Here is a 23,128-nt window from a genome sequence, read left to right on the forward strand (position 1 = left end):
TTCACTCAAACATCTCTTCAAATGAAAAAAATCCTGTTTTTGGGTATGGTTATGATCCTGCCATCCCTAACGTTTGCCCAATTCAGCATCGGTATCAAAGGAGGGGTGAACCTTTCGAAATTTTCCATGGGTGATTTTGTAACCACCCGATTGAACGCCAATGGAACTCCTCAGGTAAATGTCAGCGGCCAGGTTGTTCGGGATAACCTGAAAGAAAGTTTTGACAGCAAAACGGGTTGGGCCTACGGTATCTATACGCGTTTCGGGAAAAACATCTACATCCAGCCCGAATTGCTGGTGTCGTCGAAGGGCGGATCATTTGAGATTGTTCGGGATATAAACGGACAGCCTACCTCAGAGACGGTTTCGATCCGGACGACCAATTTTGATGTACCCATTCTGCTGGGATTAAAAGGTGGACCAATTCGGGTGGTGGCCGGTCCTATTGTTTCGTTTCGCATCAGCGACGATCAGAACCTGCGCGAAGCCCTGCAGGATTACACTTCTGGTAGCTTGAACAACGCTCTGGCGCAGGCCACCTATGGGTATCAGCTCGGGGTGGGGCTGGACCTGGGTCGTTTTGGTATCGATGTCCGCCGGGAGGGTGGGTTGTCAGATATCTCGGCGGTTAATCTTGGAACTGATTCCGGGTCGGAGCGATTCAGTCAGCGCCTAAAATCATGGCAGGTAACGCTGGCCATGCGTTTGTTTTAGAAGAGTCTCTAGGAATTATACCATTTCAAGCTCCGGTTTTCAAAGAATGAAAGCTGGAGCTTTTTTTATGAAGCCGTTGCGCAGGTGGTATTTATTCGCGATCAACCAGAAACTGGACGTTTCCAGGAGCTTGAATACGGTAACGGCAGTAAGAACGCAGAAAGCCCTATACCTTATAATTGACCACATCCGGGCAGCGTATGCAGACAGGCGGCCAAAAAACCGAGAGGTGGTAAAAAAACATGCCGTTGTCATGTCCCGGTGGGAGCCGACAACGGCTGTTCTGCTCAACTAACCCAAAATAAACCGTATAAGTAGTAATAATTTAGTTGAAAAGCGACTGCATGAAGAAATTTAGCCGTTGGCTGATTTCTTTCATTCGGCGCCGTGAGATTGTTACCTCCTGACCGTCAGTCAAGCGAACGATGCGCTCTGTCGCAAAAACATTGAATTGAACGTAAGCCAGGTTGATAATGGTCGATTTGTGAATCCGAAGGAACATCGACTGATCCAGCATATGTTCAAACGCTTTCAGGGTTTTCGAAACCAGATAGCGTTTTTTATCGCGTGTCGTGATGAACGTGTAGTTTCCTTCTCCGTGCAGACTAACCACGTCATCAACCGAGATCATGATGTTGCGGTTCAGGTAAGGCAAGGCAATGCGGTTTGCGTTACGCTGGTGCGTCCGGGGAAACAGTGGTTGTAAGGTTGAAGTAGAAGGATATGCTAGCGTTTCCATAGCGATTATGCGATTAGAGTTTTAATGGAATGTTGTTGTTGTTACTGACATGACAAAACTACTCCAATTCGCCGTTCGCTAAGAAAGAAGGCTTGACATATAGTGGTCTAACGTGTTCGTTAAACGGCTATATATCAAGCCTTTATGGTGATTTTGCAAAAATACTTTCCGTATATCTCCTTGACCGATTACGTATTTCTACGTATTGAAAGCTCACGTAAACTTCACGTCAACTACGGAATAAAAACAGTTACTGTTGGGGAGTGAAATTTCGAATACGGTCGACAAAGTTTTGGGCCCGCCGACGCGAGATTTTTACTTGTTGACCATCATTCAATTCCAATTCGCCTTCTTTCTTCACATAAAACCGACGCACGTATCCCAAATTAACGATGCAGGATTTGTGGACGCGCACAAATGCTTCGCCTTCCAACAATTCTTCGTATTCTTTCAAGGTACGCGATACTAACATGCGGGTGCCATCTTTCAGGAAAAAATTCGTGTAATTACCGGAGCCTTCTAACCGAACAATTTCTTCCAAAGAGATGGTACGTTTCCGGTCATAAAAGGGAATGAGTAACTTCTGGGCAATTGAGGAGGTGGACTTTTTTTCCACACTTTTGGGGAATTTTGTGGACACTTGGTCGAAAATGTTTTCCTTCAGGATGGATTCCATAGTAGATTGAGTAAGAGAGTGTAACAATGGACACGATTGATTATGAACAGGTTATCTTCGATCTGGCGTTTTTTTTAGCCGATTCCCCAAGTCACCTGTTGTCAATACCGTGCCCAACAACCGTACCGGGAGATTGTGGAAGTAGGTTTACAACAGCTTTAACGAGGCACAGAATTTTGGTTATCTTTGCATCAATTGGATACAACACGTATGCTGGATAAAGTCAAAGAGATACATCAGGAGATTGAACAAAGCCAGATTCAATCGAAAGATCAGTTGGAGCAGTTTCGGCTTCGGTATATTGGCCGAAAAGGAGTCATCACCGAACTGTTCGAGCAACTGAAACAAGTGCCGCAGGAAAACCGCCGGGCGGTGGGGCAGGAGCTAAATCAGTTGAAAGATTTTGCCCAGCAGCGGTTTAAAGAGTCCAGTGTATCGCTGGAAAATAGCGTGGCCGAGGCTGTGGAAGCGCCCGTCGACCTGACATTGCCCGTGGTGCCCGCCCAATACGGCACGCTGCACCCGCTCAATATTGTCCGCCAACAGATTATCCGGGTTTTTGAACGGATTGGGTTTAGCGTGGCCGATGGTCCCGAGATCGAATCCGATTGGTATAACTTTGGAGCGCTCAATTTCCCGGCCAACCATCCGGCGCGCGATATGCAGGATACGTTCTTCGTTGCTAAACAAAGCGAAGGCGCCCCCGCCGATCAGCTCCTGCGGACGCATACATCGAATGTGCAAATCCGTTTGATGGAACATCAGCGCAACAATACGGAATTTCGGCCGATCCGGGCGATTATGCCGGGGCGTGTTTACCGCAATGAAGCTATTTCGGCCCGTGCTCACTGCATGTTCCACCAGGTTGAGGGGTTGTACGTGGATAAAAACGTCGGGTTTAAAGATTTGAAGGATACGCTTTATCATTTCGTGAAAGAGATGTTTGCCAAAGACGTAAAAATCCGCTTTCGGCCGTCTTATTTCCCGTTTACCGAACCCAGTGCCGAAATTGATATTTCCTGCCAGATTTGTCATGGCAAGGGGTGTAATATCTGTAAATACAGCGGATGGGTTGAAATCGCCGGTTCGGGCATGGTTGATCCTAACGTCTTACTCAATTGCGGAGTCGATCCGGAGAAATACACCGGTTATGCATTCGGGATGGGCGTCGAACGGATCACGCAGCTGCGCTATGGGGTGAATGATTTACGGCTTTATACCGAAAACGACGTTCGGTTTCTCCGGCAGTTTCAGGGAGCGTAATATAATAGGAGTGAGTGAAAAGCAATCGGCGAAAGAAAACGTCGATTGTTGACGGCAACCAATTTCTTTCCTCAATTTGTTGCTCTTCGCTCACTTCTTTCCTTTTCTCTTCTTTTATTTGTCTAAAATTTTAGCCTGATTTAGACTTCTCACGTCTTACTTCCTTTTTTTGTCTAACTTTATCATTCATATTGTATTCGTCAGCTTCGTGTTTGCGGATGTGGTTTACGTGTTGATGTTTAGTTCCATGCAATAGTGTGTTTATGAATTTATTAGTCGAACTGAAAGAGAGCTTAACCGATGTAGTGGTTTCACGCGCGGCCTATTATGTGGACGAAAGTCCGGAGAAAACCCGGATTGCCCTCGAAGGGCTTGTTCATACGGTAGTGGCCGGTTTGATGAAACGGACGACCACGGAAATCGGGGTGAATCAACTATATAGTTCAGTTCAGAAGGGGAAGTTTGATGGTAATTTGGTGGCGTCGTTTCCGGAACTGCTCCGCGATTCTGAGCAAACGAATCGGCTGGCTGAAATGGGAAGCAACAGCATCAGTCATTTGCTTCCTGCCATGAAAAGCGCCATCGGGCTGGCCATATCCGGGTATGCCAATATCAAAAACTCGGCAGCCATTACGTTGCTGGGGTTGGTAACACCCTTGGTGTTGGGAACATTGAACCGCTTGGTCGGCGAAAAAAAACTGGATGCCGATAGCCTGGCCACTATGCTGGCTGAACAGCGTGATCATCTCGTTGAACTGACTCCCGAGCGGTTGCTGGACCGCATTGCCGAAGGATTAAACATTCAGCAGTTATTGGCAGTGGGCGTTACACCCGCCAAGCGAACGGGTTTTGCCGAACGTGCCCCTGTGCCGGAACGGCATCAACGGTTTGCTACAGAACCAGAAGACGAGGGCAATGGCTCGCTGGTCAAATGGGGGATTGGAACGTTGGTAGTGGTCGCATTGGCTGGCGCGGGTTATTACATCTGGAACAACACCCAATCGTATTCATCGGCGAACGAAGAACAAGTGTTGTCGACCGAGTTTGTGGATTCAACGGCCGTATCTTCTTCTGATTCAGCCAGGCGGCAATTAGCCACGGTTTCCCGAACGGATTCGGCAGGAAAAGCCGCTCTGCCCGGCACTACGGGAGTGGTATCAACCACAGCCTTAGCCGCCTACTTAACCAATGCGCAGGCTCCGGCGGGAAAGAGTTTCAGAATACCGTCGCTGGATTTCGAGCCGGGTACGGATCGGCTTAAACCAGCTGGAACCGCTACGGTGGAGGAATTGGTGACTTTGATGAAGAATAACCCCACTACCCAAATTCGGCTGGTTGGATACGCGAATGACGCTGTGCCTCCAATGGGCAATAGGGCGCTGTCCATCAACCGGGTAGTGGCCATAAAAAATCACCTTATCAAATCGGGAATTAACTACATTCGTGTTGATGCCATCGGTCTCGGTACTGGTATTAAACCCGGAGATTCGACCGCCGTTGGCAAGCCGCGATTGAAACAGATCGACGTTAAGGTCGTTGTAAAGTAAGCCGATACGAATGAACGCAGCGCGTTGAGAATGATAAGGCCGCCTTATCATTCTCAACGCGCTGCGTTGTTAGGCCACAAAGAAATTTTTTCCAACATCTCCCATTTCCGGTTGTTAGCAGACAAGCAGGGCTTTTACCTGTCATTTCAACGACTAACTAACAAAGACGGCATGGAAGCACAAACGGAAAAGACGGCTTTGGTTACCGGAGCAACAAGCGGCATTGGTCGCGAGCTGGCAAATTTGTTTGCAAAAGATGGGTATAATCTAGTGCTGGTAGCGCGTAACAGCGACAGCCTTGCTCAAATTGCCGAAGAGTATGAGCAGCAATTTGGCATTAAAGCAACCGCCATCGCCAAAGATCTCATTGATCCGAAAGCACCGACAGAAATCTACGATGAAACCAGACGCCAAGGGATTCGGGTTGATGTACTGGTCAACAACGCCGGGATGGGCGAATACGGCCTGTTTGCCAACGAATCTGATCTGCAAAAAGAACTGACCATCATCCAGGTCAACGCCACGGCTCTGGTACACCTGACCAAACTTTTCCTGAAAGACATGGTAGAGCGCAATGAAGGTAAAATCCTGATGCTAGCGTCTATTGCATCGGTTATGCCCAATCCGCTCATGGCTGTTTACGGCGCTACCAAAGCATTTATTCTGTCATTCACCGAAGCAGTGCAAAATGAACTGAAAAACACCAATGTAACGGTGACAGCCTTATTGCCCGGCGCTACCAAAACCGACTTTTTTACCAAGGCCGGTGCGGAAGGTACGCGGGCGCACCAAATGGCCCAACAAACCGATCCGGCCAAAGTGGCCCGGGATGGCTACGATGCGCTCATGAGGGGGAAGGAAAAAGTGGTTTCCGGTTTCATGAACAAAGCCCAAGTGGCCGTGTCCAATTTAGTGCCGGACGATTTCCTGGCCGGAACAATGCGAAAACAGATGGAGCGGCCCGCATCGCCCAACTCAGAACAAGAATCGCCCGAGCCAGCCCTACTGGTCACCGCCATCGCCGTCGGAGTTGTGGCCGCAACCACCCTGTTGTGGGCATTGGGCGGCCTGAACCGAAATGGAAACAGAACCACAACCTCACTTCGTCACCAGGCAAAATCCGCCGGAAACTCCCTGCTGGATTCGTTATCCCTGAATTAATACTTGCGAATAAAAAGCCGCCTTCGGGCGGCTTTTCGTATCTTTCATGAAATCAGTCAGATCATTATGAAGAATTCATTGTTTTGGCGTATTGGTACGGCCGTGCTGGTGGTGGGGAGCATTATTTATACATCAACGGCCACCGCCCGGTCGGATAAAATGCCGAACAAAAGAAAGCGGGAAGAGGACGAAATCGAAAGAGATAATGTCCTGCCCGAATACCGTCGTGTTTTTGACGAAAATCCCCTTGTACCGGCGGGTTGGACATTTGCCTCTGTTTGGTCAACCATTTACACGGGAACCACAGCGTATGCCATTCACCAGGCGTTGCCTGCGCAGGTGAGCAATCCACGATACCGGCGAGCTATGCCCTGGCTGGCGCTCAGCTACGTGCTAAATGCCGCATTCGGACGGTTTTTTGCCGATAGCCGGATGGAAAGCATGATTGGTTCTGACCTGGTAACCAAAGCAAGTTTGCCGGTGGCTTTGATGATTCATCGGGAGTTAGAGATTGGTAAAACAAGGGTTCGGGCTCCGGAAAAGTACCTGCGGATTCCGTTCAGCCTGTATGCGGGCTGGCTCACGACCGCATCGGTGGTTGGAACGCCAAATCTACTGTTCAATCTGAGGCTCTGGCAACCGAATCCACAACGTGACACCCCGGTTTTTGTTGGTGTTTTGGGCGCAACGGCCGGAGCGGCCTATGTCGTGGCCCGACGGCTGAATGATCCGTATTATTTGCTGCCGTTCGTAGCCGGTTTTGCCGGAATTGCGACCAAGCAGCAGGGCAAAAACGACGCCATTGCACTCACGGCTGCCCTTTGCTCGGCTACGATTGCGGGGGTGCTCGTGAAATGGCTGCCCCGTGGAAAATTCCGATCTCTGACGCTTGACATGGAGGAGATTCAGCCTGATGATGAAACGAATGAGAGCTGGTGGGAAGACGAAAGCCCCAACCAGGAAACGGAGTCGTATTCGTATACATCCATCTAATGGAAGCCGCTGAAGGCAAGGATTGTTCCAGCCTTTAGCGGCAGATATACTTAAATAACTTTTGCTTGTTTGTAACACCCGGGTTGCCCGTGCGCTGTAGAAGCAGCGACGCTTCCGTGGGCAACTCGTTCGTGTATCGGTAAACCGCCGTGAAGCTGTAACCCGCATCCTTGTATTGAATCGGATTATTGACGCTTAAATAATGACTCTTGTCCGTCAGGGAAGAGATAAGTGGAATGAGCTGAAAAGCGAGTTGATTGGCGAATGGTGAATTTTGGGAGTCGTATTTGTACTCCGCCAGTAATCTTTCCGCCTGGTTATTGGCCATGTAATACACTTTTGATACATTGCTCGCACCGTCATATTCCATGCGTTTGACGTAATTACGCACTCCTCTTGGGTCAGTGACCGTTACCTTAACAAGACGGTTCTGATCATCAAAATCAGGTGTAGCGGTGACGATTTGTCCAGTAGCACCGGCCTGGATACGTACCAATCGCCCTCTCTCATCGTATGTGACGGTATGTTCTTCGGCACCCAGGTTTTCAGCTTGTGAAGTTCCCGCCGAGAACTTCGTGATTTTACCGGTTGCATCGTAGGTGAACGAAAACAGGCTAAAGGAAGACATGGTGATGGCCGAGACCCGGTTCTCAGTATTATACTGGACCGTTGCCGAACCGGAATCATAATAAAAATCAGGAACCTCGCTAATCAGACAAATATCAGCTTCGGGGTCCGGTTTATTGTTTTCGTTGTCGCCACAGCCCGGTAACAGCAAAACCGCCAGCCAAAAAGGAAACCTTGTTCGATCTTTCATGAGCAGAACAGAGTGGATTGAACTTGAAAATGGCACATTGGATGGTTTATTCATAACTAAAATTGGCTCACTTCGTTTGAGACGGAATTAAAATGAGCCGCAATAGCTTGAAAGTAGCCTTTGCAGCGAGCCGAAGACACAAATTATCGGTCAAAATGGCAATGGGTTAGCGGCAATTTTAGCGAAATACGGCCATTATGACCGGAAAATACAACTGGTCTGTCGTTTGTGGATAAGCAAGAGTCGAACAACAAGAAACATTAAAATAGATACAGAATAACCCACAACCATGAACTTAAATTCATACACCATTAAAGCGCAGGAGGTCATTCAACAGGCCGCCCAAATAGCGCAGGGCAATCAGCAGCAAACCGTCGAAACCGGGCACGTGCTGAAAGCCATTCTGGACGGTGACCCGAACACAATGGGTTTTTTGTCCAAAAAGACGGGGGTTAACTCGAGCCGACTGACGATGGCTTTGGATGCAATTGTAAATACGTATCCCAAAGTGTCGGGCGGAACGCAGGGAACTGCTAATATTTACCTCGGAAATGATCTGAACGCGGCTTTGCAGCGGGCCACAGGTATGCTGAAAGAGTTTGGCGATGAATACATTAGTATTGAGCTGATTCTTTTAGGTTTAGCTGGTGGTAAAGACTCGGTTGCCAACCTGCTAAAAGATGTCGGTTTTACCGAAAAGGTTTTGAAAGAAGCCATCAAAGAATTGCGTGGAAACAATAACCCCGTGAAAGATCAAAATGCGGAAGCGAAATACCGTTCGCTCGAGCGGTATAGCAAAAACCTGAACGAACTGGCTGAGAAAGGGAAAATTGATCCCGTGATTGGCCGGGATGAAGAAATCCGCCGGGTACTGCAAATCCTGAGTCGTCGGACCAAAAACAACCCGATGCTGATTGGCGAACCGGGGGTCGGAAAAACGGCTATTGTGGAAGGGCTGGCCCAGCGAATCGTACAGGGTGACGTCCCCGAAAACCTGAAATCCAAAACTATCGTATCGCTCGATATGGGGTTGCTCATAGCGGGTGCCAAATACAAAGGTGAGTTTGAAGAACGCCTGAAAGCAGTGATCAAGGAAGTGACGGACTCCGAAGGAGAAATCGTGCTCTTCATTGATGAAATTCACACCTTGATTGGTGCGGGGGCTGGCGGGGGGGATAGCGCTATGGATGCTGCCAACCTGCTGAAACCGGCATTGGCCCGTGGCGAACTCCATGCCATCGGCGCAACAACGCTGAATGAATACCAGAAGTACATTGAAAAAGATAAGGCACTTGAACGCCGTTTCCAGACGGTACTGGTGGATGAACCGGATGTAAAAGATGCCATTTCAATTCTTCGCGGAATTAAAGAAAAATACGAGCTGCACCACGGCGTTCGGATCAAGGACGATGCGGTCATTGCCGCTGTTGAACTGTCCAATCGGTACATCTCCGACCGGTTTTTGCCCGATAAAGCCATTGACCTGATGGACGAAGCTGCGGCCAAAATGCGGCTTGAAATTGATTCGGTGCCCGAAGAGCTGGATGAGCTGAACCGTCGGATCATGCAGTTGGAGATTGAACGGGAAGCCATTCGACGCGAGGCTGATCGCGACAAGGAGAGTGCCCTGAACCGCCAGATTGAAGACCTGAACGAACAGCGGAACAGCCTGAAGGCGCGTTGGGAAGTTGAGAAAGAATCGGTCAATGAGGTCCGGACGCTGAAAGAACAACTAGACCAGCTGAAATCGGAAGCCGAACAGGCCGAACGTGCCGGAGAATATGGCAAAGTAGCCGAAATTCGTTACGGACGTTTGCCCGAGATGCAGCAGCGGCTGGACGAACTGGTGAAGAACGAAGGCGATGGACAATCGTTGTTGCAGGAAGAAGTAACCGCCGACGATATTGCCGAAGTTGTGGCCAAATGGACGGGCATCCCGGTCAGCCGGATGATGGAATCGGAGCGCGAGAAACTGCTGCATCTGGAAGACGAACTGGCCAAACGTGTGGCGGGGCAGGAGGAAGCCATTCAGGTGGTGGCCGACGCCGTGCGCCGGAGCCGCGCCGGTATGCAGGACCCTAAGAGACCTATTGGATCGTTCATTTTCCTGGGTACAACGGGCGTGGGTAAAACCGAGCTGGCGAAGGCCCTGGCCGATTATTTATTCAATGATGAGAACTCGCTGGTCCGGATCGATATGTCGGAGTTTCAGGAGCGTCACGCCGTGAGCCGTTTGATTGGAGCTCCTCCGGGCTATGTCGGTTACGATGAAGGCGGTCAGTTGACGGAGGCCGTGCGTCGGAAACCGTACAGCGTGGTTCTGCTGGATGAGATTGAAAAGGCTCACCCCGACGTGTTTAACATTCTGTTGCAGGTGCTGGACGACGGGCGGTTGACGGATAGCAAAGGCCGGGTGGCAAACTTCAAGAATACAATCGTTATCATGACCTCGAACATCGGTAGCCATATCATTCGGGAACGGTTTGCGAAGATGGAGGATTGGAACCGGGAGCAGGTCATCGACGATACCAAAGATGAGGTATTCGAATTGTTGAAACAGACGCTGCGCCCCGAATTTCTGAACCGAATCGATGAACTGGTGATGTTCCAGCCGCTGACCAAACGTGAAATTCGCAAGATTGTCAGCCTGCAGTTCAAACACATTCAGGATCGGTTGTCGGAGCAGGGAATCACCATTGAAGCGGATCAGGAAGTGCTCGATAAGCTGGCCGGGGAAGGTTTCGATCCGCAGTTTGGAGCTCGTCCGCTGAAACGCTTGATGCAACGGCGGATTCTGAACACGCTGTCGAAAGAGATCCTATCGGGTCGGGTGCAGAAAAATGCCATCATCGGCATGATGCTGAACGAAACCGAGGATGGAAAAGAGGATATCATCTTCTACAACCTCGATAAAGTGATTCCGGAACTGGACTAAAATGAATATCAACGAAGAAAGCCGGGTTACTCCTCAGAAGTGACCTGGCTTTTTTATGGTTATGCCTTACCCGCTTTGATGATGTCGTCGCCTTCCAGCACGTTGGTAGGGTAGCTATTTTTCGTGACGTAAAGCATGGCCCGGGCCAATTCCTCCATTCGACAAAACCCTTTGGAATACAGCGCCCGACCCAGCGGAAAAAGCCAGGCGATGAAAGTATAATAGCGGTGGGCGTTTTTCAGCCCGTCGAAAGGTTTGATAAAACCGGGCCGAAGAGCGTATACCTGCCGGAAAGGAAGTTTCATCAGGTCGTTTTCTGTTTTGCCTTTTACGCGCGCCCAGGCCAAACGTCCTTTCTCGGAGCTGTCGGTGCCGCCCCCGGAAACATAGCAGAACGTCATGTCTGGATTCAGACGACTGAGTGTTTGGGCTACGTGCATCGTTAAGGTATAAGTCAGCCGGTAATAGTCTTGCTGTGACATACCAACCGATGAAACACCCAGACAGAAATAGCAGGCGTTATAGCCGCTTAACTGGTTTTCGATGGGCGAAAGATTGAAGAAATCGCTGTGAATGATTTCTTTCAGCTTGGGGTGAGCAACTCCGCAGGGTTTGCGGTTGATGACCAATACGGTTTCGACATCGGGGCGGTTTAGGCATATCTGCATAACCCCTTCGCCCACCATGCCGGTGGCACCAGTAATAATGACTCGCAATGCCGGTTCATTCATCGGGTTTCGGGATTTGCCAGCATAGTCCAGACTAAATCAAAAGCCTGCTGGATCAATGCCTGCTGTTCGGATTCCGTTGATTTATGGGTCAGGATGTAATGATACGTTCCGGTGATATGGCTATTCCATAACGTTCCAATCAGTTCAGCTGGCAATGGTTTGAGCCAATTTTGCTGAAGGCTTTCTTCCAGGAGCTGCCGGTGCAGGTGATCCTGTCGTTCGCGGTTTTCGGAAGAAACCAGGTTCAGGTGGGGTGAGAAATGAAACTGCTGGATAAAATAATATTCATCCGGATGCTTCACCGCCCAGCGAACCGATTCGACAAACAGGGTTTGTAGTCTTCCTTGTGCCCCGTTGGCTTGGCCAAGTTGGGTGGACAAATCAGTGTTCTGCTCTTCTTTTATCCGGTTGTACAACGCAACCACCAGCTCATCTTTCGTTTTGAAGTAATGAAAAAGCGTTCCATTCGACACCCCGGCTTCGGCTGCAATGCGGCTGGTGGGTGTTCCGTGGAAACCGTAGGTCACAAAAAGGGATAGGGCTGTCGCTAAAATTCGGTCCGATTTTTCCACATCAAGATTGACTAATCACGCTGTGAATGTAAAGGTATACGCAGGACCAATATGATCAAACCCGTCGGATCACCAGCTTGTAGGCAACATACAAAGCGGTTTTCCGACGGGTCAAAACGGTTTTATCCGTTAGGCCGTTGCTTCGGCAATGGTTTCTTTGGCTTTTGCCACGACCTCTTTAGCGGTTGAAATGGCATCTTTAACACTATTCAGACCACCTACGAGCGCATCTTTTACATCTTCGTAGACGTCATCTGCGTTGGATTTCAGCCTGTTGGCACGATACCGGTATCGTGCTTTCGTAAAATCATTGCTGTTGTTGTAAGCAAGTGCCAGAGCGGCTCCGGCCAGCACAACCGTAGCGAGTCCCAGGCCCCAGGCCCAGGCTGCTTTGTTGTTTTTTTCTTCGGTCGTGGCCTGATCTTTGGGCTCCATGTTTTTTCGCATCATACCCGCCACGGCTTCCTGGGGCGCTACGTACGCCAGTACTTCATAGGCTTTATTACCCAAACCGCCCGGCACCACCTTGGACGCTCCTTTCATCAGGGCATTGTACGCATCTTTCGCAACCACCGCCGGATCGTCGAGGTTTTCGGTGACTTTGGTGTGGGTTGCCCCCGCTTTATTGAAGAAATCGGTGTCCGTGGCATTTGGCAACAAAGCCGTCACGCTGACATTCGTATCCTTCAACTCATTGATCAGCGATTGCGTAAGGTTATAAATATAAGCTTTGGTAGCCGCATAAACGGCCATCAGCGGCATAGGCGTAATGGAAACCAGCGAAGCAAGGTTCAGGATTTTTCCCTCGTTCCGCTCCACCATATCCTTCAGAAAAAGCTTCGTCATGAGCGTGGTAGTCAGGACGTTCAGGTGAATGAGGGCCTTCTCTTTTTCCCAGTCGGTATCGGTTGCAAAATTCCCGTACAGACCAACACCGGCATCGTTGACGAGCACATCAATAGAAATATTTTTATCGTTTACCTGCTGATAAACATCTCGGGCCGCATCCTCTTCAGACAAATCTTTGGTAATCACGGTCGTTTCGACACCAAAATCATCCCAGAAACGGCCACCGAGTTCGTTGAGTTTGTCGGTGCTCCGGGCAACCAGAACGAGATTATAACCGTCTTTAGCAAATAGTTTGGCTAGTTCCTGACCAATTCCACTGGAAGCGCCCGTGATAAGTGCTGTTTTGCTTTTCTGTGTGTTCATAATATATGCCTTGGTTGATTGCTTAAAATCTAACTGCTTAGCGGGTTAGATGGTTAGAAAAATTACTGCTTATCGCAAAAAATCTCCTAATGCCTTCAGAAAGGCCTGTGGCTCCTGAATGTGCGGAATATGTCCAATACCAGCCAATTCGACTAGTTTTCCGGAGGGAATCTTTTGGACGGTTTTCTTTCCTAGTTCGGGATACTGGCCATGTTGGGCTTGTTGAGCTTTGGGCAGCAGTGCTTTGCCAACTACCGTACGGTCTTCCTGTCCGATAATGAGCAATGTAGGCGGTTTCAGGTTGCCAAATTCGTAACAAACCGGTTGCTCATAAATCATGAGGTAGGTTACGGCATTGGCCCAGGCAATGGCATTGAAGTCGGATGAATTCAGGTCGCTGGCCTGCACACGAACAAGCTCTTCGTAGGCCGGTTTCCAAACCGGGTAGTAGCTCTTCTGGTAGTGGCGGTACGATTCGAGTGTGGCCGATTTTTCTTTCTGGAATTGCTGCTCGATGGTCTGGTAAGGCACAAATGTTTTATAATCCTCCAGACCAATCGGATTTTCCAGGATCAGTTTTTCGACGGTTTCCGGATACATCAGGGCGAACCGGGTGCCCAGCATACCGCCCATCGAATGCGCTAAAACCGTCACTTTCTGAATACCCAGTGTATCCAGCAGCTTCTGGGTATTGGCTGCCAGCCGGTGAAAACTATAGTGAATGTCGGGATGTGACGATTGGCCCCAGCCGATCTGGTCGGGGATAATGGCCCGGTAGCCGTTTTGGGTGAGCCACTGGATGACGCTTTTCCAGTAAAATCCGTTGAAATTTTTGCCGTGTAATAACAAAACTGTTTTGCCATTCGGTTGGGCCGGTTTTACGTCCATATAGGCCATCTGCACAGATTTCGATTCAATCGTAAGCGGCAGAAAGTGCACCGGATAAGGGTAAGCAATAGCTGTAGATTGAGCAGCTGTGGGGGAAAGGGTCAGGCTGAAAAAGAGACCAACGAGAAGACACGGAACGATTCGCATGGTTCGGGAAATTTCTTTACCCAGAGCAACCCGCCAGCGGGGCGGTTGTTCAGGAGGAAAGCACTTTTTCGACGGTATTGCCCAGTGATTATTGCTGGTTGGGATTGGCCTTCAGGAAAACCTTGGTTTCCGTGTAGCAGTTATTAAGAAAGGATCGAACCAATCAGCTTATGAAAACGGCCACGGAACAACCCGAGAAAATACAGGATCTTTTTACGCCTGAAGAGCTTTTTTATCAGCTCCCGCCGGAAGAACTCATCCAGCAGACGCTGGATCTGGGACAGGGCGAACTGGCGGATACCGGAGCGCTGGTGGTGAAAACGGGCGAATTTACCGGGCGGGCACCGGATGATAAATTCATTGTGAAAGACAGCCTGACCGAAAAAAGCGTTGACTGGAACAACGTGAATCACCCTATTGAAGAGAAATATTTTGATCTTCTTTTTGAAAAAGTCTGCGATTATTTCGAAGGCAAAAAAGTGTGGGTGCGGGATTGCCTGGCCTGTGCCGATGAGGAATACGCGATGACTATCCGCACCATTACGGAAACGCCCTGGGCGAGCCTGTTTTGCTATAATCTTTTTATTCGGCCGGAAGCTGAATTTTCGATGGATAAAAAAACAGACTGGCTAATCTTGCAGGCCTCTGGTTTTGAGGCTGATCCGGAAATCGATGGCACCCGCCAGGGCAACTTTTCAATTGTCAATTTCTCAAAACGCATTATCCTGATTGGAGGATCGGCCTACACCGGCGAGATCAAGAAAGGAATTTTCTCGGTGCTGAACTACCTGCTTCCTCACGAGGAAAACGTGTTGAGTATGCACTGCTCAGCTAATATCGGAGCGAAAGGGGATACCGCGATCTTTTTTGGGCTCAGCGGAACGGGCAAAACCACGCTCAGTACGGATCCGGACCGCAAACTAATTGGCGACGATGAGCACGGCTGGTCGGAGCGGGGTATTTTCAATATCGAAGGCGGTTGTTATGCCAAATGTATTGATCTGGACCCCGAAAACGAACCGGGCATTTACAAAGCCATCAAGAAGGGCGCGTTGGTTGAAAATGCGGTATTTTTTCCTAATACCAAAACCATCAATTACGAAGACCGCTCGATTACCGAAAACACCCGGGTGTCGTACCCCATTTTTTTTATTGATCATTATGCCGATCCGTCGGTGGGGCCGACGCCTGCTAACCTCTTTTTTCTCACCTTCGATGCCTACGGAATTCTGCCGCCTATCTCGAAGTTAACGTCGGAACAGGCCATGTACTATTTTATTTCGGGTTATACTGCCCGGATTGCTGGTACGGAGGAAGGGGTTGAAGAACCACAAAGCACGTTCAGTGCCTGCTTTGGAGCTCCCTTCATGCCGCTGCATCCGCTGGCGTATGCTCAGTTGCTGCGTGAAAAAATTGAGCAGTCCAATGTAAACGTCTGGATGATCAACACGGGCTGGACGGGAGGCCCGTATGGAATTGGCGAGCGAATCAAGCTGCCTTATACGCGAGCCATGATCAATGCGGCCCTGTCTGGAAAGCTGGGTGACAATGAATTTGAAACACTCCCAGTTTTTGACTTGCAGATTCCAACGGCGTGTGAAGGCGTTCCGGCCGAAATCCTGAATCCGGTTTGGGAAGACCGTGACCAATACATGGCCAGGGCCAAGGCGCTTCAGAAAGAATTTGAAGACAACTACAAGCAGTACAACGATTTTTCTAAAGCTGCTTAATGAAATACCGGGCCGGTCGATAGCCTCGTCTAGACTATTGACCATTCAGCCCGGTATTTTTACCGCTAAAGTACTATGTATAGCAAGGTACCTTATGTTTTTGATAACTTTGAGTCATCAATCCGCCGAAAAGGCAGTAAACGACAAAACAGAACAATCCTTAAACAACAAATCTCATGAAAACGCTACTTGCTTCCGCTTTGCTTGCTTTTACGTTAACGACTTCAGTTGCATTTGCCACCGACAACAACGAAAAGAAGGAAGCCAAATCCACCTTTCAATCGGCAGTGTACCCCATGATTAACAGCATGAAAGTAGGGGTCAATGTCAGTAAAGCGAAAGACAGCAAAGTCGATATTCGGTTGGTTAACAGTGACGGTTATACGCTGGCAACCAAAAAAGTAGGGAAAGGCAGCGAAACCGTCAGCCTCCGATTCGATATGAACCAACTGGAAGATGGGGTTTATAAAGTCGAAATATCAGACGGCGGATACACGGAAGTGAAAACCGTGACCCTGCAAACCAAGGCTCCCGTTGTAGCGGCCACTCGCCTGGTGAGTATGAACTGACAACAGGAAAATTTATTAGGTAGAAATCCAGCTTTTCAGGCTGGATTTTTGTTTTTTAGCGGCATAATTGTTGCTATAATTTATTAATAATTTCGTTATTTCGACAGTCGAGTTGATACCATCTCTCAGCGTTGCTAGATAAATATTACTGAACTTCTTCTAAGTGATAGGAGGATTGGTGGCATATGCATTGTGAATTGTCAGATTTTCGATGTTTCCAACGTGTAAATAATGGCAAATTAGAGTTCAGTTAATTTTTGTCAACCTAGTTATGTCTTCAATTGAAAACCTCGAACGCCAACTCGCCCTTGAACAGGCAGCACGTCGGCAGGTTGAGGCTATACTGGAAGAGAAATCCAGACAACTTACTGAGGCTAATGAGCAACTGCATCTTCTGCACGAGCAGATGGAAGAGCAGATTGAAGAGTTGCAGAAAAGCGAGAAGCAGTACCGTCACGTCGTTGAATCCGTACAGGACATTATTTTCAAAACGTCTATTGACGGTTTTTTCACGTTTGTCAATCCCGTTGTCGAACAGAGCCTTGGGTATACCGAGGAAGACATTATTGGGCTGAATTTCATCAATTTGATTTTACCAGCCTGGCGGTCTACGCTCATCGAGTTTTATCAAACGATGATCCAAACCCGGAAACCGAGTACCTACATCGAATTCCCGGTCAAGGCCAAAAATGGGCATACCGTTTGGATTGGGCAAACCGTGCGATTGATCGAGGGAGACGGAACCGGGCCGGAGCTGGTGGCAGTGGCCCGTGACATTACGCAACGGGTCATTGATCAGGATGCGTTTCGGTCCACTCAGGCCCGCCTGACATCGCTCATTTCCAATCTGCAAGCGGGCGTACTGGTTGAAGATGAAAACCGTAAGGTTATAATAGCCAATCAGTTGTATTGCGATCTGTTCAACGTGCCTTTCTCGCCCGAAGAATTGATCGGCATGGATTACGTACAGCTCACCAGGCCTCCGAAAGATTTATTTGTCAATCCCCAGCAGTTCATCAATACACTGGACGAAGAACGTCGTCGGCAGTATGCCGTTACGAGTGAGGTTGTTAAGCTGGTAGACGGTCGGACGCTGGAGCGAACTGCCATTCCTATCTTTCTGGAAGGCCAGTACCGGGGGCACCTTTGGCAGTATACGGACATAACCGAAAAATTTGAGGCTGAAGAGCTGATTCGGAAAAGTGAAGAGAAATACCGGGGTATCATGAACCGGATGGAACTTGGTCTGATCGAAGTTGATAATAATCAGGTTATTAAGCGCGCTTACGACCGGTTTTGCCAGATGGTCGGATACCGCGAAGATGAACTCATCGGGCAGCGGGCGGATAAATTGCTGGTGCCGGAAGAGTTCAATGAGTTTTTGAAGAAACAGCAGCATTTCAGGCGTGAAGGAGGGGCAAGTTCTTACGAATTGCGACTGAAACGGAAAGATGGATCACCCCTTTGGGTCATTATCAGCGGAGCCCCTATTGTCGATGAAGACGGCAATGTTAGCGGGTCGATGGGTATTCATTACGACATTACTGAGCGCAAACAACTTGAACAGGAGCTGGCCCAGGCCAAGCAGGTGGCCGAAGATGCCCGCCATACGGAAAAGCAGTTTCTGGCCAATATGAGCCATGAAATCCGGACTCCGCTCAATGCCATCCTGGGCTTCTCGAACCTGCTCGATTCGACGGCGCTTAGTTCGGAGCAAAAAGAATTTGTGGATTATATCCGGACGGCGGGCAAAAATCTGTTAACGATCGTCAACGATATTCTTGACATCTCAAAAATTGAGGCAGGGATGCTTCCGCTGGAAAGTATCCCATTCAGTATTACGTCGTTGGTCGATTCGATCCGGACGATGCTTGACTCGACAGCCTCCGATAAAAGCCTCTACCTTACGGTCGTCACCGACCCCGATTTGCCACCTGTGGTGCTGGGTGATCCCACTCGACTCACGCAGATTCTGCTAAATTTGCTCAGTAATGCCATCAAGTTTACGAAGCAGGGGGGCGTGACGGTGCTCATTGAAAACCGCGAACAGGGGGATGAATTCGCCCAAATTCGGTTCACAGTTGAGGATACGGGAATCGGAATGGAGAAAGAAATTCTACCCCATATTTTTGAACGTTTCCGGCAGGCCAGTGATTTTACTACCCGTTATTACGGCGGTACCGGGCTGGGGTTGAATATCGTTAAATCCCTGGCCGAAATGCAGGGGGGCTGGGTAAACGTTGAAAGTAATTTGGGGGAAGGGTCAACCTTCACACTCGAAATACCGTATAAACTGGCACCGCATCAGGCCGATCATGAGATTGAGCTGGAGGTCGATAAGTCTACTGCCGAAGCGCGGGAAGTGAGCATTCTGGTGGTAGAAGACAACGTGATGAATCAAAAGCTGGCGCTTCAGGTGTTAAGTCGCCTGGGCTACACGGCGCAGGTGGCTGAAAACGGCCAGAAAGCCCTGGATCTGCTCCAAAAGGAGTCGGTGGATTTGATTCTGATGGATATTCAAATGCCCGTCATGGATGGCTACACAACGACATACCATATCCGAAACACGCTCAAAAATGCCGTGCCCGTTATTGCAATGACCGCCCACGCCCTGGCGAATGAACGGGAACAATGTTTGCAGGCCGGAATGAACGATTTCATTCCTAAGCCGTTTCAGATTGATGAATTACAGCGCATCATGCGCAAATATTTACCGACAGTGCCGACCAAACTACCGACTCAAAAACCGTATATGTTACCAAAGCCTAGTTTCACTGTTGAACCGCTTCTCGATGCCGTAGGAAATGATATGACTTTTGCGGGCGAAATGATGACACTTTTTCTGCACCAGACGCCGAGCGAAATTCAGCAGTTGCGCCAATGTCTGGAGGAAGGTGATTTGGCCGCCATCAAACGCCTGATCCATACTCAGAAAGCCGTTATTCAGACCTTTGGACTGAACGAAGCCGCTCGACTCATTATGAACACAGAAGCGCTGATTGCGGAGAAAAAACCGATGTCTGAAATCGTCCCCCTGGTTGAACAATATATTCTGGTACTGGAATCGGAGCTGCCGGCTATTCGGGCGGTTCTGGAGGCCAACCCGGACCGATGACGGCCGGTCTTTATCGGGTTTTCGTCAGCCAACTAGCGGCTGGTTAAGCTTTTGTGGGGCTTGACCAGCCGTTTTAAATGTCGCTGGGTCTGTACAGACTCAATTGGTTTTTCAGTTGCTTAATCTCATCCTGGAGCGATTCAATTTTGTACAACAGGTGATGAATTGCATCAATGCCGTCCAGGTTGATGTTTAAATCGTAATAAAGAGTGGCAAACTTCTCGATGGACTGTAGCTGGTGAATTGGAATACACCGCTGCTCTTCTACCACACTAAGTTCGATCAAACCGTATTCCTCCAGCGAATGAACGAAGGTTTCTTCAATAGTATATTTCAGACAATAGTCTTCTACAAGGATCATATCTTCCGGTACCATAATGCTGCGATTTATAAGTGCGACAACTCCTGGAATAACTCTTTCTGTTTTTCGGTTAAGCCGGTGGGAATCCTGACGGAGTAGGTGACGTACAAGTCTCCGAATTTGCCGTCCTGTTTGTAAACCGGAAATCCTTTGCCTTTTAACCGGACTTTGGTGTTATTCTGGGTTTCCGGACTGACTTTTAGTTTAACTTTTCCGCTTAGTGTATCAATCGTAAGCTCTCCGCCCAGCACCGCCGTGTATAAATCCAGATCAACGGTCAGGTAAAGATCATCATTTAACCGCTTGAAAACCGGGTCATCCGCCACGACAAACGTGATGAATAGATCACCCGGAGGGCCGCCATTGGCGCCCGGCCCACCCTGGCCACGGAGCTTAATAACCTGCCCATTCGCAATACCCGCCGGAACAGTGATGCGGATGTTTTTGCCGTTCACATTCAGCGTGTGCTGGTGCGTTTGGTAAGCTTCTTGCAGGGTTATGTGCAGTTCTGAGGTGTAGTCCTGCCCGCGAAACTGCGCTTGTCGACCTCCCCGGCCCCGGGCCGATTCACCAAAAAACGACTCGAAAAAATCGGAGAAATCCGTACCTGAATAAGCATCGCCCGAATAGGATTGCCCGCCCTGCTGGGTTGATGGCCCGGATCGACGGGCCTGTTCAAACTGATCCGCATGTTGCCAATGCTCGCCGTACTGATCGTATTTCTGACGCTTTTCTGGATCACTCAATACTTCATTGGCTTCGTTAATCTGCTGGAATTTGGCATTGGCTTCCTTGTCGTTAGGGTTTAAATCCGGATGATACTTCCGGGCCAGTTTCCGATACGCTTTTTTAATATCCTCGGTAGAAGCACCCTTGTCGATGCCGAGCGTTTGGTAATAATCAATAAATGCCATGACAGTGTACGGTATAAGATGCTGAAGAGAGCGGCATTGACTTTAACCTACTGGAACTTCCCTCTCGCCGATTTGTTTAAGCGGTTTTCGGCTTTTACGGGCCAAGCTCGCCTTCCTAAAATTACAAATTATCCACTTTGCACAACCGTTACTTTCCGGTTTTCGATCGTCTAAACAGGCAGATTCTGAAAAACCGTCCGGCGTGTGTTTTACCCGTCGGCTAACGTATGAAGAAAGTTCTGTCGGTTGTTCGTGATTATTTTGGCGCTTCCCAGCAAGAGGCCCGGGGGCTGCTCGCCCTGTTGTTCGTATCGGTTTTTTTGCTGGTCCTGCCCTTACTGTACCGGCTGTGGGTTCCTGATGCCGTTCCTGATACGACCCAAACGGATCAACGTCAGTTGGATAGCCTGGTTGCGCTGCTGGAAGCCGACCCGCGTGAACCGAAAGCGTATGAGCAACGTCCGGGGCGTTATCAAAATGAAGTTGAACCGAAAAAGGTGGAGCGGTTTTCGTTTGATCCCAATACGATCGATTCCGAAAGCTGGCAGCGTTTGGGAGCACCCCGCTGGCTGGCCGACCGCATTGTGCGCTACCGATCCAAAGGAGGACGGTTTCGGAAGAAAGAGGATCTGCTGAAGATTTATGATTTTTCGCCCGACTTATACGCTGATCTGGAGCCGTTTATCCAGCTGAATGAAACCAGTCGTCCTTCTCAATGGGAGGGTAGTCAACGGGAGCGAACGGTTCACCGGCCCTTTCCGGTTGACCAACCCGCAACCACCCACGAACGTTCTTTGCCGGATCGGTCGTACAAAACCGTGTTGAAACCGTTTGATATCAATACCGCCGACACGACGGAACTGAAAAAACTGCGCGGCATTGGATCAAAGCTGGCGCTCCGGATCGTGAAATTTCGGGATGCCCTCGGCGGGTTTGTTTCCGTTGATCAATACCGGGAGGTTTTTGGCCTTGATTCGCTGGCGCTCTCGGAACTAACAGCTTATGGGAAATTGGTGTCACCGGCCAAAAAAATAGCGGTAAATACCGCTACTGTGGAAGGACTTGATCAACACGTTTATTTATCCAGAAAGCAGGCCCAGGTTATTGTCAACTATCGAACCCAGCACGGGGCTTATACGTCACCCGAATCGTTACGCAATATTCGGGTTCTGGATGCGTCAACCCTGGAAAAGTTGACACCTTACCTGGAATTTTGAGCCTGGTCAGAAGTTCGGCTTAAGCATATATTTTGAATAAAAATCATCGATTGCCTTCACGGCTTCATCGGGGGTGTCAACCACCGAAAATAGTTTCATATCGCCGGGACTGATGTTTTTTTCCTGCTCCAGCATCACGTCTTCAATCCAACTGACCAGCCCCTGCCAGAATGACTTGCCAACCAGCACAATCGGGAAACGAGCAATTTTTTTGGTCTGAATCAACGTGAGTGATTCAAACAATTCATCCAGCGTACCGAAACCGCCCGGTAAGGCAATAAAGCCCTGCGCGTATTTAACGAACATAACTTTCCGGACGAAGAAGAAATCAAAATTGATGTTTTTATCCGGGTCGATGTAAATGTTACTTTCCTGCTCAAATGGAAGGTGAATGTTCAATCCAACTGATTTTCCGCCCTGTTCAAAAGCGCCTTTGTTTCCGGCCTCCATAATGCCGGGCCCACCGCCAGTGATGACGCCGTAGCCGTTTTTGACCAGCTTAGCGGCAATTTCTTCGGCCATCTGGTAATACGGGTGATCGGGTTTGGTGCGGGCCGATCCAAAAATCGACACACAAGGCCCAATTTTAGCGAGTTTATCAAATCCTTCGACAAACTCAGCCATCACTTTAAAAATGACCCAGGAATCGGCAATTTTTATTTCGTTCCAGTTTCGGTCTTGAAAAGCTTCTTTGATGCGCTGTTCGTCCGGTGTCAGCAGCAATTCGTCCCGTTTGGGAAGATCTTTTTGAATTTGGGAAACGTCCTGAGTTTCTGATCGTTGTACTGTTTTTTCTGCGTCCATATAGTAACTGTTCTGTGCGGGAG

At 49.1% G+C, this 23,128-nt stretch carries 20 protein-coding genes; 10 read left to right on the plus strand and 10 right to left on the minus strand.

The window, feature by feature from the left end; all coding sequences use genetic code 11:
• The first annotated feature begins 21 nt into the window (after positions 1–21).
• Positions 22–714 carry a porin family protein gene (locus tag ACYVH9_RS09320; RefSeq protein WP_460636035.1) on the plus strand — a complete coding sequence of 231 codons (693 nt, stop codon included), beginning with the start codon at positions 22–24 and terminating at the stop codon, positions 712–714.
• Between the two features lie 325 nt (positions 715–1,039).
• On the opposite strand, the gene ACYVH9_RS09325 is transcribed toward ACYVH9_RS09320, so the two are convergent.
• Complete coding sequence (locus ACYVH9_RS09325) at positions 1,040–1,453, minus strand: LytR/AlgR family response regulator transcription factor (RefSeq protein ID WP_460636036.1); 414 nt, start codon at positions 1,451–1,453, stop codon at positions 1,040–1,042.
• A gap of 250 nt (positions 1,454–1,703) precedes the next feature.
• Entirely contained in the window at positions 1,704–2,129 is a 426-nt protein-coding gene (locus tag ACYVH9_RS09330; RefSeq protein WP_460636037.1) for a LytR/AlgR family response regulator transcription factor, read from the minus strand.
• Between the two features lie 210 nt (positions 2,130–2,339).
• Here ACYVH9_RS09330 and pheS point away from each other — a divergent pair, with 210 nt between their 5' ends.
• The 4 genes from pheS to ACYVH9_RS09350 all read left to right on the plus strand — a co-directional run bounded on the left by pheS (position 2,340) and on the right by ACYVH9_RS09350 (position 7,093).
• A complete protein-coding gene (gene pheS, locus ACYVH9_RS09335; protein ID WP_460636038.1) occupies positions 2,340–3,392 on the plus strand; it encodes a phenylalanine--tRNA ligase subunit alpha in 1,053 nt (350 codons plus the stop codon).
• Positions 3,393–3,655: 263 nt separating this feature from the next.
• Positions 3,656–4,939, plus strand: a complete 1,284-nt coding sequence (locus ACYVH9_RS09340) for a DUF937 domain-containing protein (protein ID WP_460636039.1) — start codon at positions 3,656–3,658, stop codon at positions 4,937–4,939.
• Between the two features lie 171 nt (positions 4,940–5,110).
• A complete protein-coding gene (locus tag ACYVH9_RS09345) occupies positions 5,111–6,100 on the plus strand; it encodes an SDR family NAD(P)-dependent oxidoreductase (protein ID WP_460636040.1) in 990 nt (329 codons plus the stop codon).
• A gap of 66 nt (positions 6,101–6,166) precedes the next feature.
• Positions 6,167–7,093 (plus strand): tryptophan-rich sensory protein, encoded by a 927-nt coding sequence (locus ACYVH9_RS09350; RefSeq protein ID WP_460636041.1) that lies wholly within the window; start codon positions 6,167–6,169, stop codon positions 7,091–7,093.
• Positions 7,094–7,127: 34 nt separating this feature from the next.
• Here ACYVH9_RS09350 and ACYVH9_RS09355 read toward each other — a convergent pair whose 3' ends face one another.
• Complete coding sequence (locus tag ACYVH9_RS09355; RefSeq protein ID WP_460636042.1) at positions 7,128–7,910, minus strand: hypothetical protein; 783 nt, start codon at positions 7,908–7,910, stop codon at positions 7,128–7,130.
• Positions 7,911–8,199: 289 nt separating this feature from the next.
• Between ACYVH9_RS09355 and clpB the strand changes: the two genes are divergently transcribed.
• Positions 8,200–10,845, plus strand: a complete 2,646-nt coding sequence (clpB, locus tag ACYVH9_RS09360; RefSeq protein WP_460636043.1) for an ATP-dependent chaperone ClpB — start codon at positions 8,200–8,202, stop codon at positions 10,843–10,845.
• Positions 10,846–10,904: 59 nt separating this feature from the next.
• Here clpB and ACYVH9_RS09365 read toward each other — a convergent pair whose 3' ends face one another.
• The 4 genes from ACYVH9_RS09365 to ACYVH9_RS09380 form a co-directional block, all read right to left on the minus strand.
• Complete coding sequence (locus tag ACYVH9_RS09365; RefSeq protein WP_460636044.1) at positions 10,905–11,576, minus strand: NAD-dependent epimerase/dehydratase family protein; 672 nt, start codon at positions 11,574–11,576, stop codon at positions 10,905–10,907.
• The gene (locus ACYVH9_RS09370; RefSeq protein ID WP_460636045.1) at positions 11,573–12,148 is read right to left on the minus strand and encodes a TetR/AcrR family transcriptional regulator; all 576 of its coding nucleotides are present in this window, start codon (positions 12,146–12,148) and stop codon (positions 11,573–11,575) included. The genes ACYVH9_RS09365 and ACYVH9_RS09370 overlap by 4 nt, the downstream gene beginning before the upstream one ends.
• A gap of 129 nt (positions 12,149–12,277) precedes the next feature.
• Positions 12,278–13,360 (minus strand): SDR family NAD(P)-dependent oxidoreductase, encoded by a 1,083-nt coding sequence (locus ACYVH9_RS09375; RefSeq protein ID WP_460636046.1) that lies wholly within the window; start codon positions 13,358–13,360, stop codon positions 12,278–12,280.
• A gap of 69 nt (positions 13,361–13,429) precedes the next feature.
• Positions 13,430–14,395 (minus strand): alpha/beta fold hydrolase, encoded by a 966-nt coding sequence (locus tag ACYVH9_RS09380; RefSeq protein WP_460636047.1) that lies wholly within the window; start codon positions 14,393–14,395, stop codon positions 13,430–13,432.
• 170 nt (positions 14,396–14,565) lie between these two features.
• Between ACYVH9_RS09380 and pckA the strand changes: the two genes are divergently transcribed.
• The 3 genes from pckA (at position 14,566) to ACYVH9_RS09395 (ending at position 19,809) form a co-directional block, all read left to right on the plus strand.
• Positions 14,566–16,125, plus strand: coding sequence for a phosphoenolpyruvate carboxykinase (ATP) (pckA, locus tag ACYVH9_RS09385; protein WP_460636048.1), 1,560 nt, complete (start codon positions 14,566–14,568; stop codon positions 16,123–16,125).
• 176 nt (positions 16,126–16,301) lie between these two features.
• A complete protein-coding gene (locus tag ACYVH9_RS09390) occupies positions 16,302–16,694 on the plus strand; it encodes a hypothetical protein (RefSeq protein ID WP_460636049.1) in 393 nt (130 codons plus the stop codon).
• A 271-nt stretch (positions 16,695–16,965) separates the two neighbouring features.
• Positions 16,966–19,809: a PAS domain S-box protein gene (locus tag ACYVH9_RS09395; RefSeq protein ID WP_460636050.1), complete on the plus strand. Its 2,844-nt coding sequence runs from the start codon at positions 16,966–16,968 to the stop codon at positions 19,807–19,809.
• A gap of 73 nt (positions 19,810–19,882) precedes the next feature.
• Here ACYVH9_RS09395 and ACYVH9_RS09400 read toward each other — a convergent pair whose 3' ends face one another.
• Both ACYVH9_RS09400 and ACYVH9_RS09405 read right to left on the minus strand, forming a co-directional pair.
• Entirely contained in the window at positions 19,883–20,170 is a 288-nt protein-coding gene (locus ACYVH9_RS09400) for a chaperone modulator CbpM (RefSeq protein WP_460636051.1), read from the minus strand.
• A gap of 26 nt (positions 20,171–20,196) precedes the next feature.
• Positions 20,197–21,084, minus strand: coding sequence for a DnaJ C-terminal domain-containing protein (locus ACYVH9_RS09405; RefSeq protein WP_460636052.1), 888 nt, complete (start codon positions 21,082–21,084; stop codon positions 20,197–20,199).
• Positions 21,085–21,311: 227 nt separating this feature from the next.
• On the opposite strand from ACYVH9_RS09405, the gene ACYVH9_RS09410 reads away from it, so the two are divergent.
• Positions 21,312–22,301 (plus strand): helix-hairpin-helix domain-containing protein, encoded by a 990-nt coding sequence (locus ACYVH9_RS09410; protein WP_460636053.1) that lies wholly within the window; start codon positions 21,312–21,314, stop codon positions 22,299–22,301.
• A 6-nt stretch (positions 22,302–22,307) separates the two neighbouring features.
• Here ACYVH9_RS09410 and ACYVH9_RS09415 read toward each other — a convergent pair whose 3' ends face one another.
• On the minus strand, positions 22,308–23,105 hold the full coding sequence (locus tag ACYVH9_RS09415; RefSeq protein WP_460636054.1) for an LOG family protein: 798 nt from the start codon (positions 23,103–23,105) through the stop codon (positions 22,308–22,310).
• Positions 23,106–23,128 lie beyond the last annotated feature (23 nt).

It is taken from the genome of Larkinella harenae, assembly GCF_054780515.1.

Bases quoted from the DNA above. Each gene is read 5' to 3' on its own strand.
- ACYVH9_RS09410 (WP_460636053.1), top strand. From the start codon at position 21,312: ATGAAGAAAGTTCTGTCGGTTGTTCGTGATTATTTTGGCGCTTCCCAG.
- ACYVH9_RS09395 (WP_460636050.1), top strand. From the start codon at position 16,966: ATGTCTTCAATTGAAAACCTCGAACGCCAACTCGCCCTTGAACAGGCA.
- ACYVH9_RS09380 (WP_460636047.1), bottom strand. From the start codon at position 14,395: ATGCGAATCGTTCCGTGTCTTCTCGTTGGTCTCTTTTTCAGCCTGACC.
- ACYVH9_RS09320 (WP_460636035.1), top strand. From the start codon at position 22: ATGAAAAAAATCCTGTTTTTGGGTATGGTTATGATCCTGCCATCCCTA.
- ACYVH9_RS09325 (WP_460636036.1), bottom strand. From the start codon at position 1,453: ATGGAAACGCTAGCATATCCTTCTACTTCAACCTTACAACCACTGTTT.
- clpB (WP_460636043.1), top strand. From the start codon at position 8,200: ATGAACTTAAATTCATACACCATTAAAGCGCAGGAGGTCATTCAACAG.
- pckA (WP_460636048.1), top strand. From the start codon at position 14,566: ATGAAAACGGCCACGGAACAACCCGAGAAAATACAGGATCTTTTTACG.
- ACYVH9_RS09390 (WP_460636049.1), top strand. From the start codon at position 16,302: ATGAAAACGCTACTTGCTTCCGCTTTGCTTGCTTTTACGTTAACGACT.
- ACYVH9_RS09365 (WP_460636044.1), bottom strand. From the start codon at position 11,576: ATGAATGAACCGGCATTGCGAGTCATTATTACTGGTGCCACCGGCATG.
- ACYVH9_RS09415 (WP_460636054.1), bottom strand. From the start codon at position 23,105: ATGGACGCAGAAAAAACAGTACAACGATCAGAAACTCAGGACGTTTCC.
- ACYVH9_RS09355 (WP_460636042.1), bottom strand. From the start codon at position 7,910: ATGAAAGATCGAACAAGGTTTCCTTTTTGGCTGGCGGTTTTGCTGTTA.
- ACYVH9_RS09350 (WP_460636041.1), top strand. From the start codon at position 6,167: ATGAAGAATTCATTGTTTTGGCGTATTGGTACGGCCGTGCTGGTGGTG.
- ACYVH9_RS09400 (WP_460636051.1), bottom strand. From the start codon at position 20,170: ATGATCCTTGTAGAAGACTATTGTCTGAAATATACTATTGAAGAAACC.
- ACYVH9_RS09405 (WP_460636052.1), bottom strand. From the start codon at position 21,084: ATGGCATTTATTGATTATTACCAAACGCTCGGCATCGACAAGGGTGCT.
- ACYVH9_RS09340 (WP_460636039.1), top strand. From the start codon at position 3,656: ATGAATTTATTAGTCGAACTGAAAGAGAGCTTAACCGATGTAGTGGTT.
- ACYVH9_RS09330 (WP_460636037.1), bottom strand. From the start codon at position 2,129: ATGGAATCCATCCTGAAGGAAAACATTTTCGACCAAGTGTCCACAAAA.
- ACYVH9_RS09375 (WP_460636046.1), bottom strand. From the start codon at position 13,360: ATGAACACACAGAAAAGCAAAACAGCACTTATCACGGGCGCTTCCAGT.
- pheS (WP_460636038.1), top strand. From the start codon at position 2,340: ATGCTGGATAAAGTCAAAGAGATACATCAGGAGATTGAACAAAGCCAG.
- ACYVH9_RS09345 (WP_460636040.1), top strand. From the start codon at position 5,111: ATGGAAGCACAAACGGAAAAGACGGCTTTGGTTACCGGAGCAACAAGC.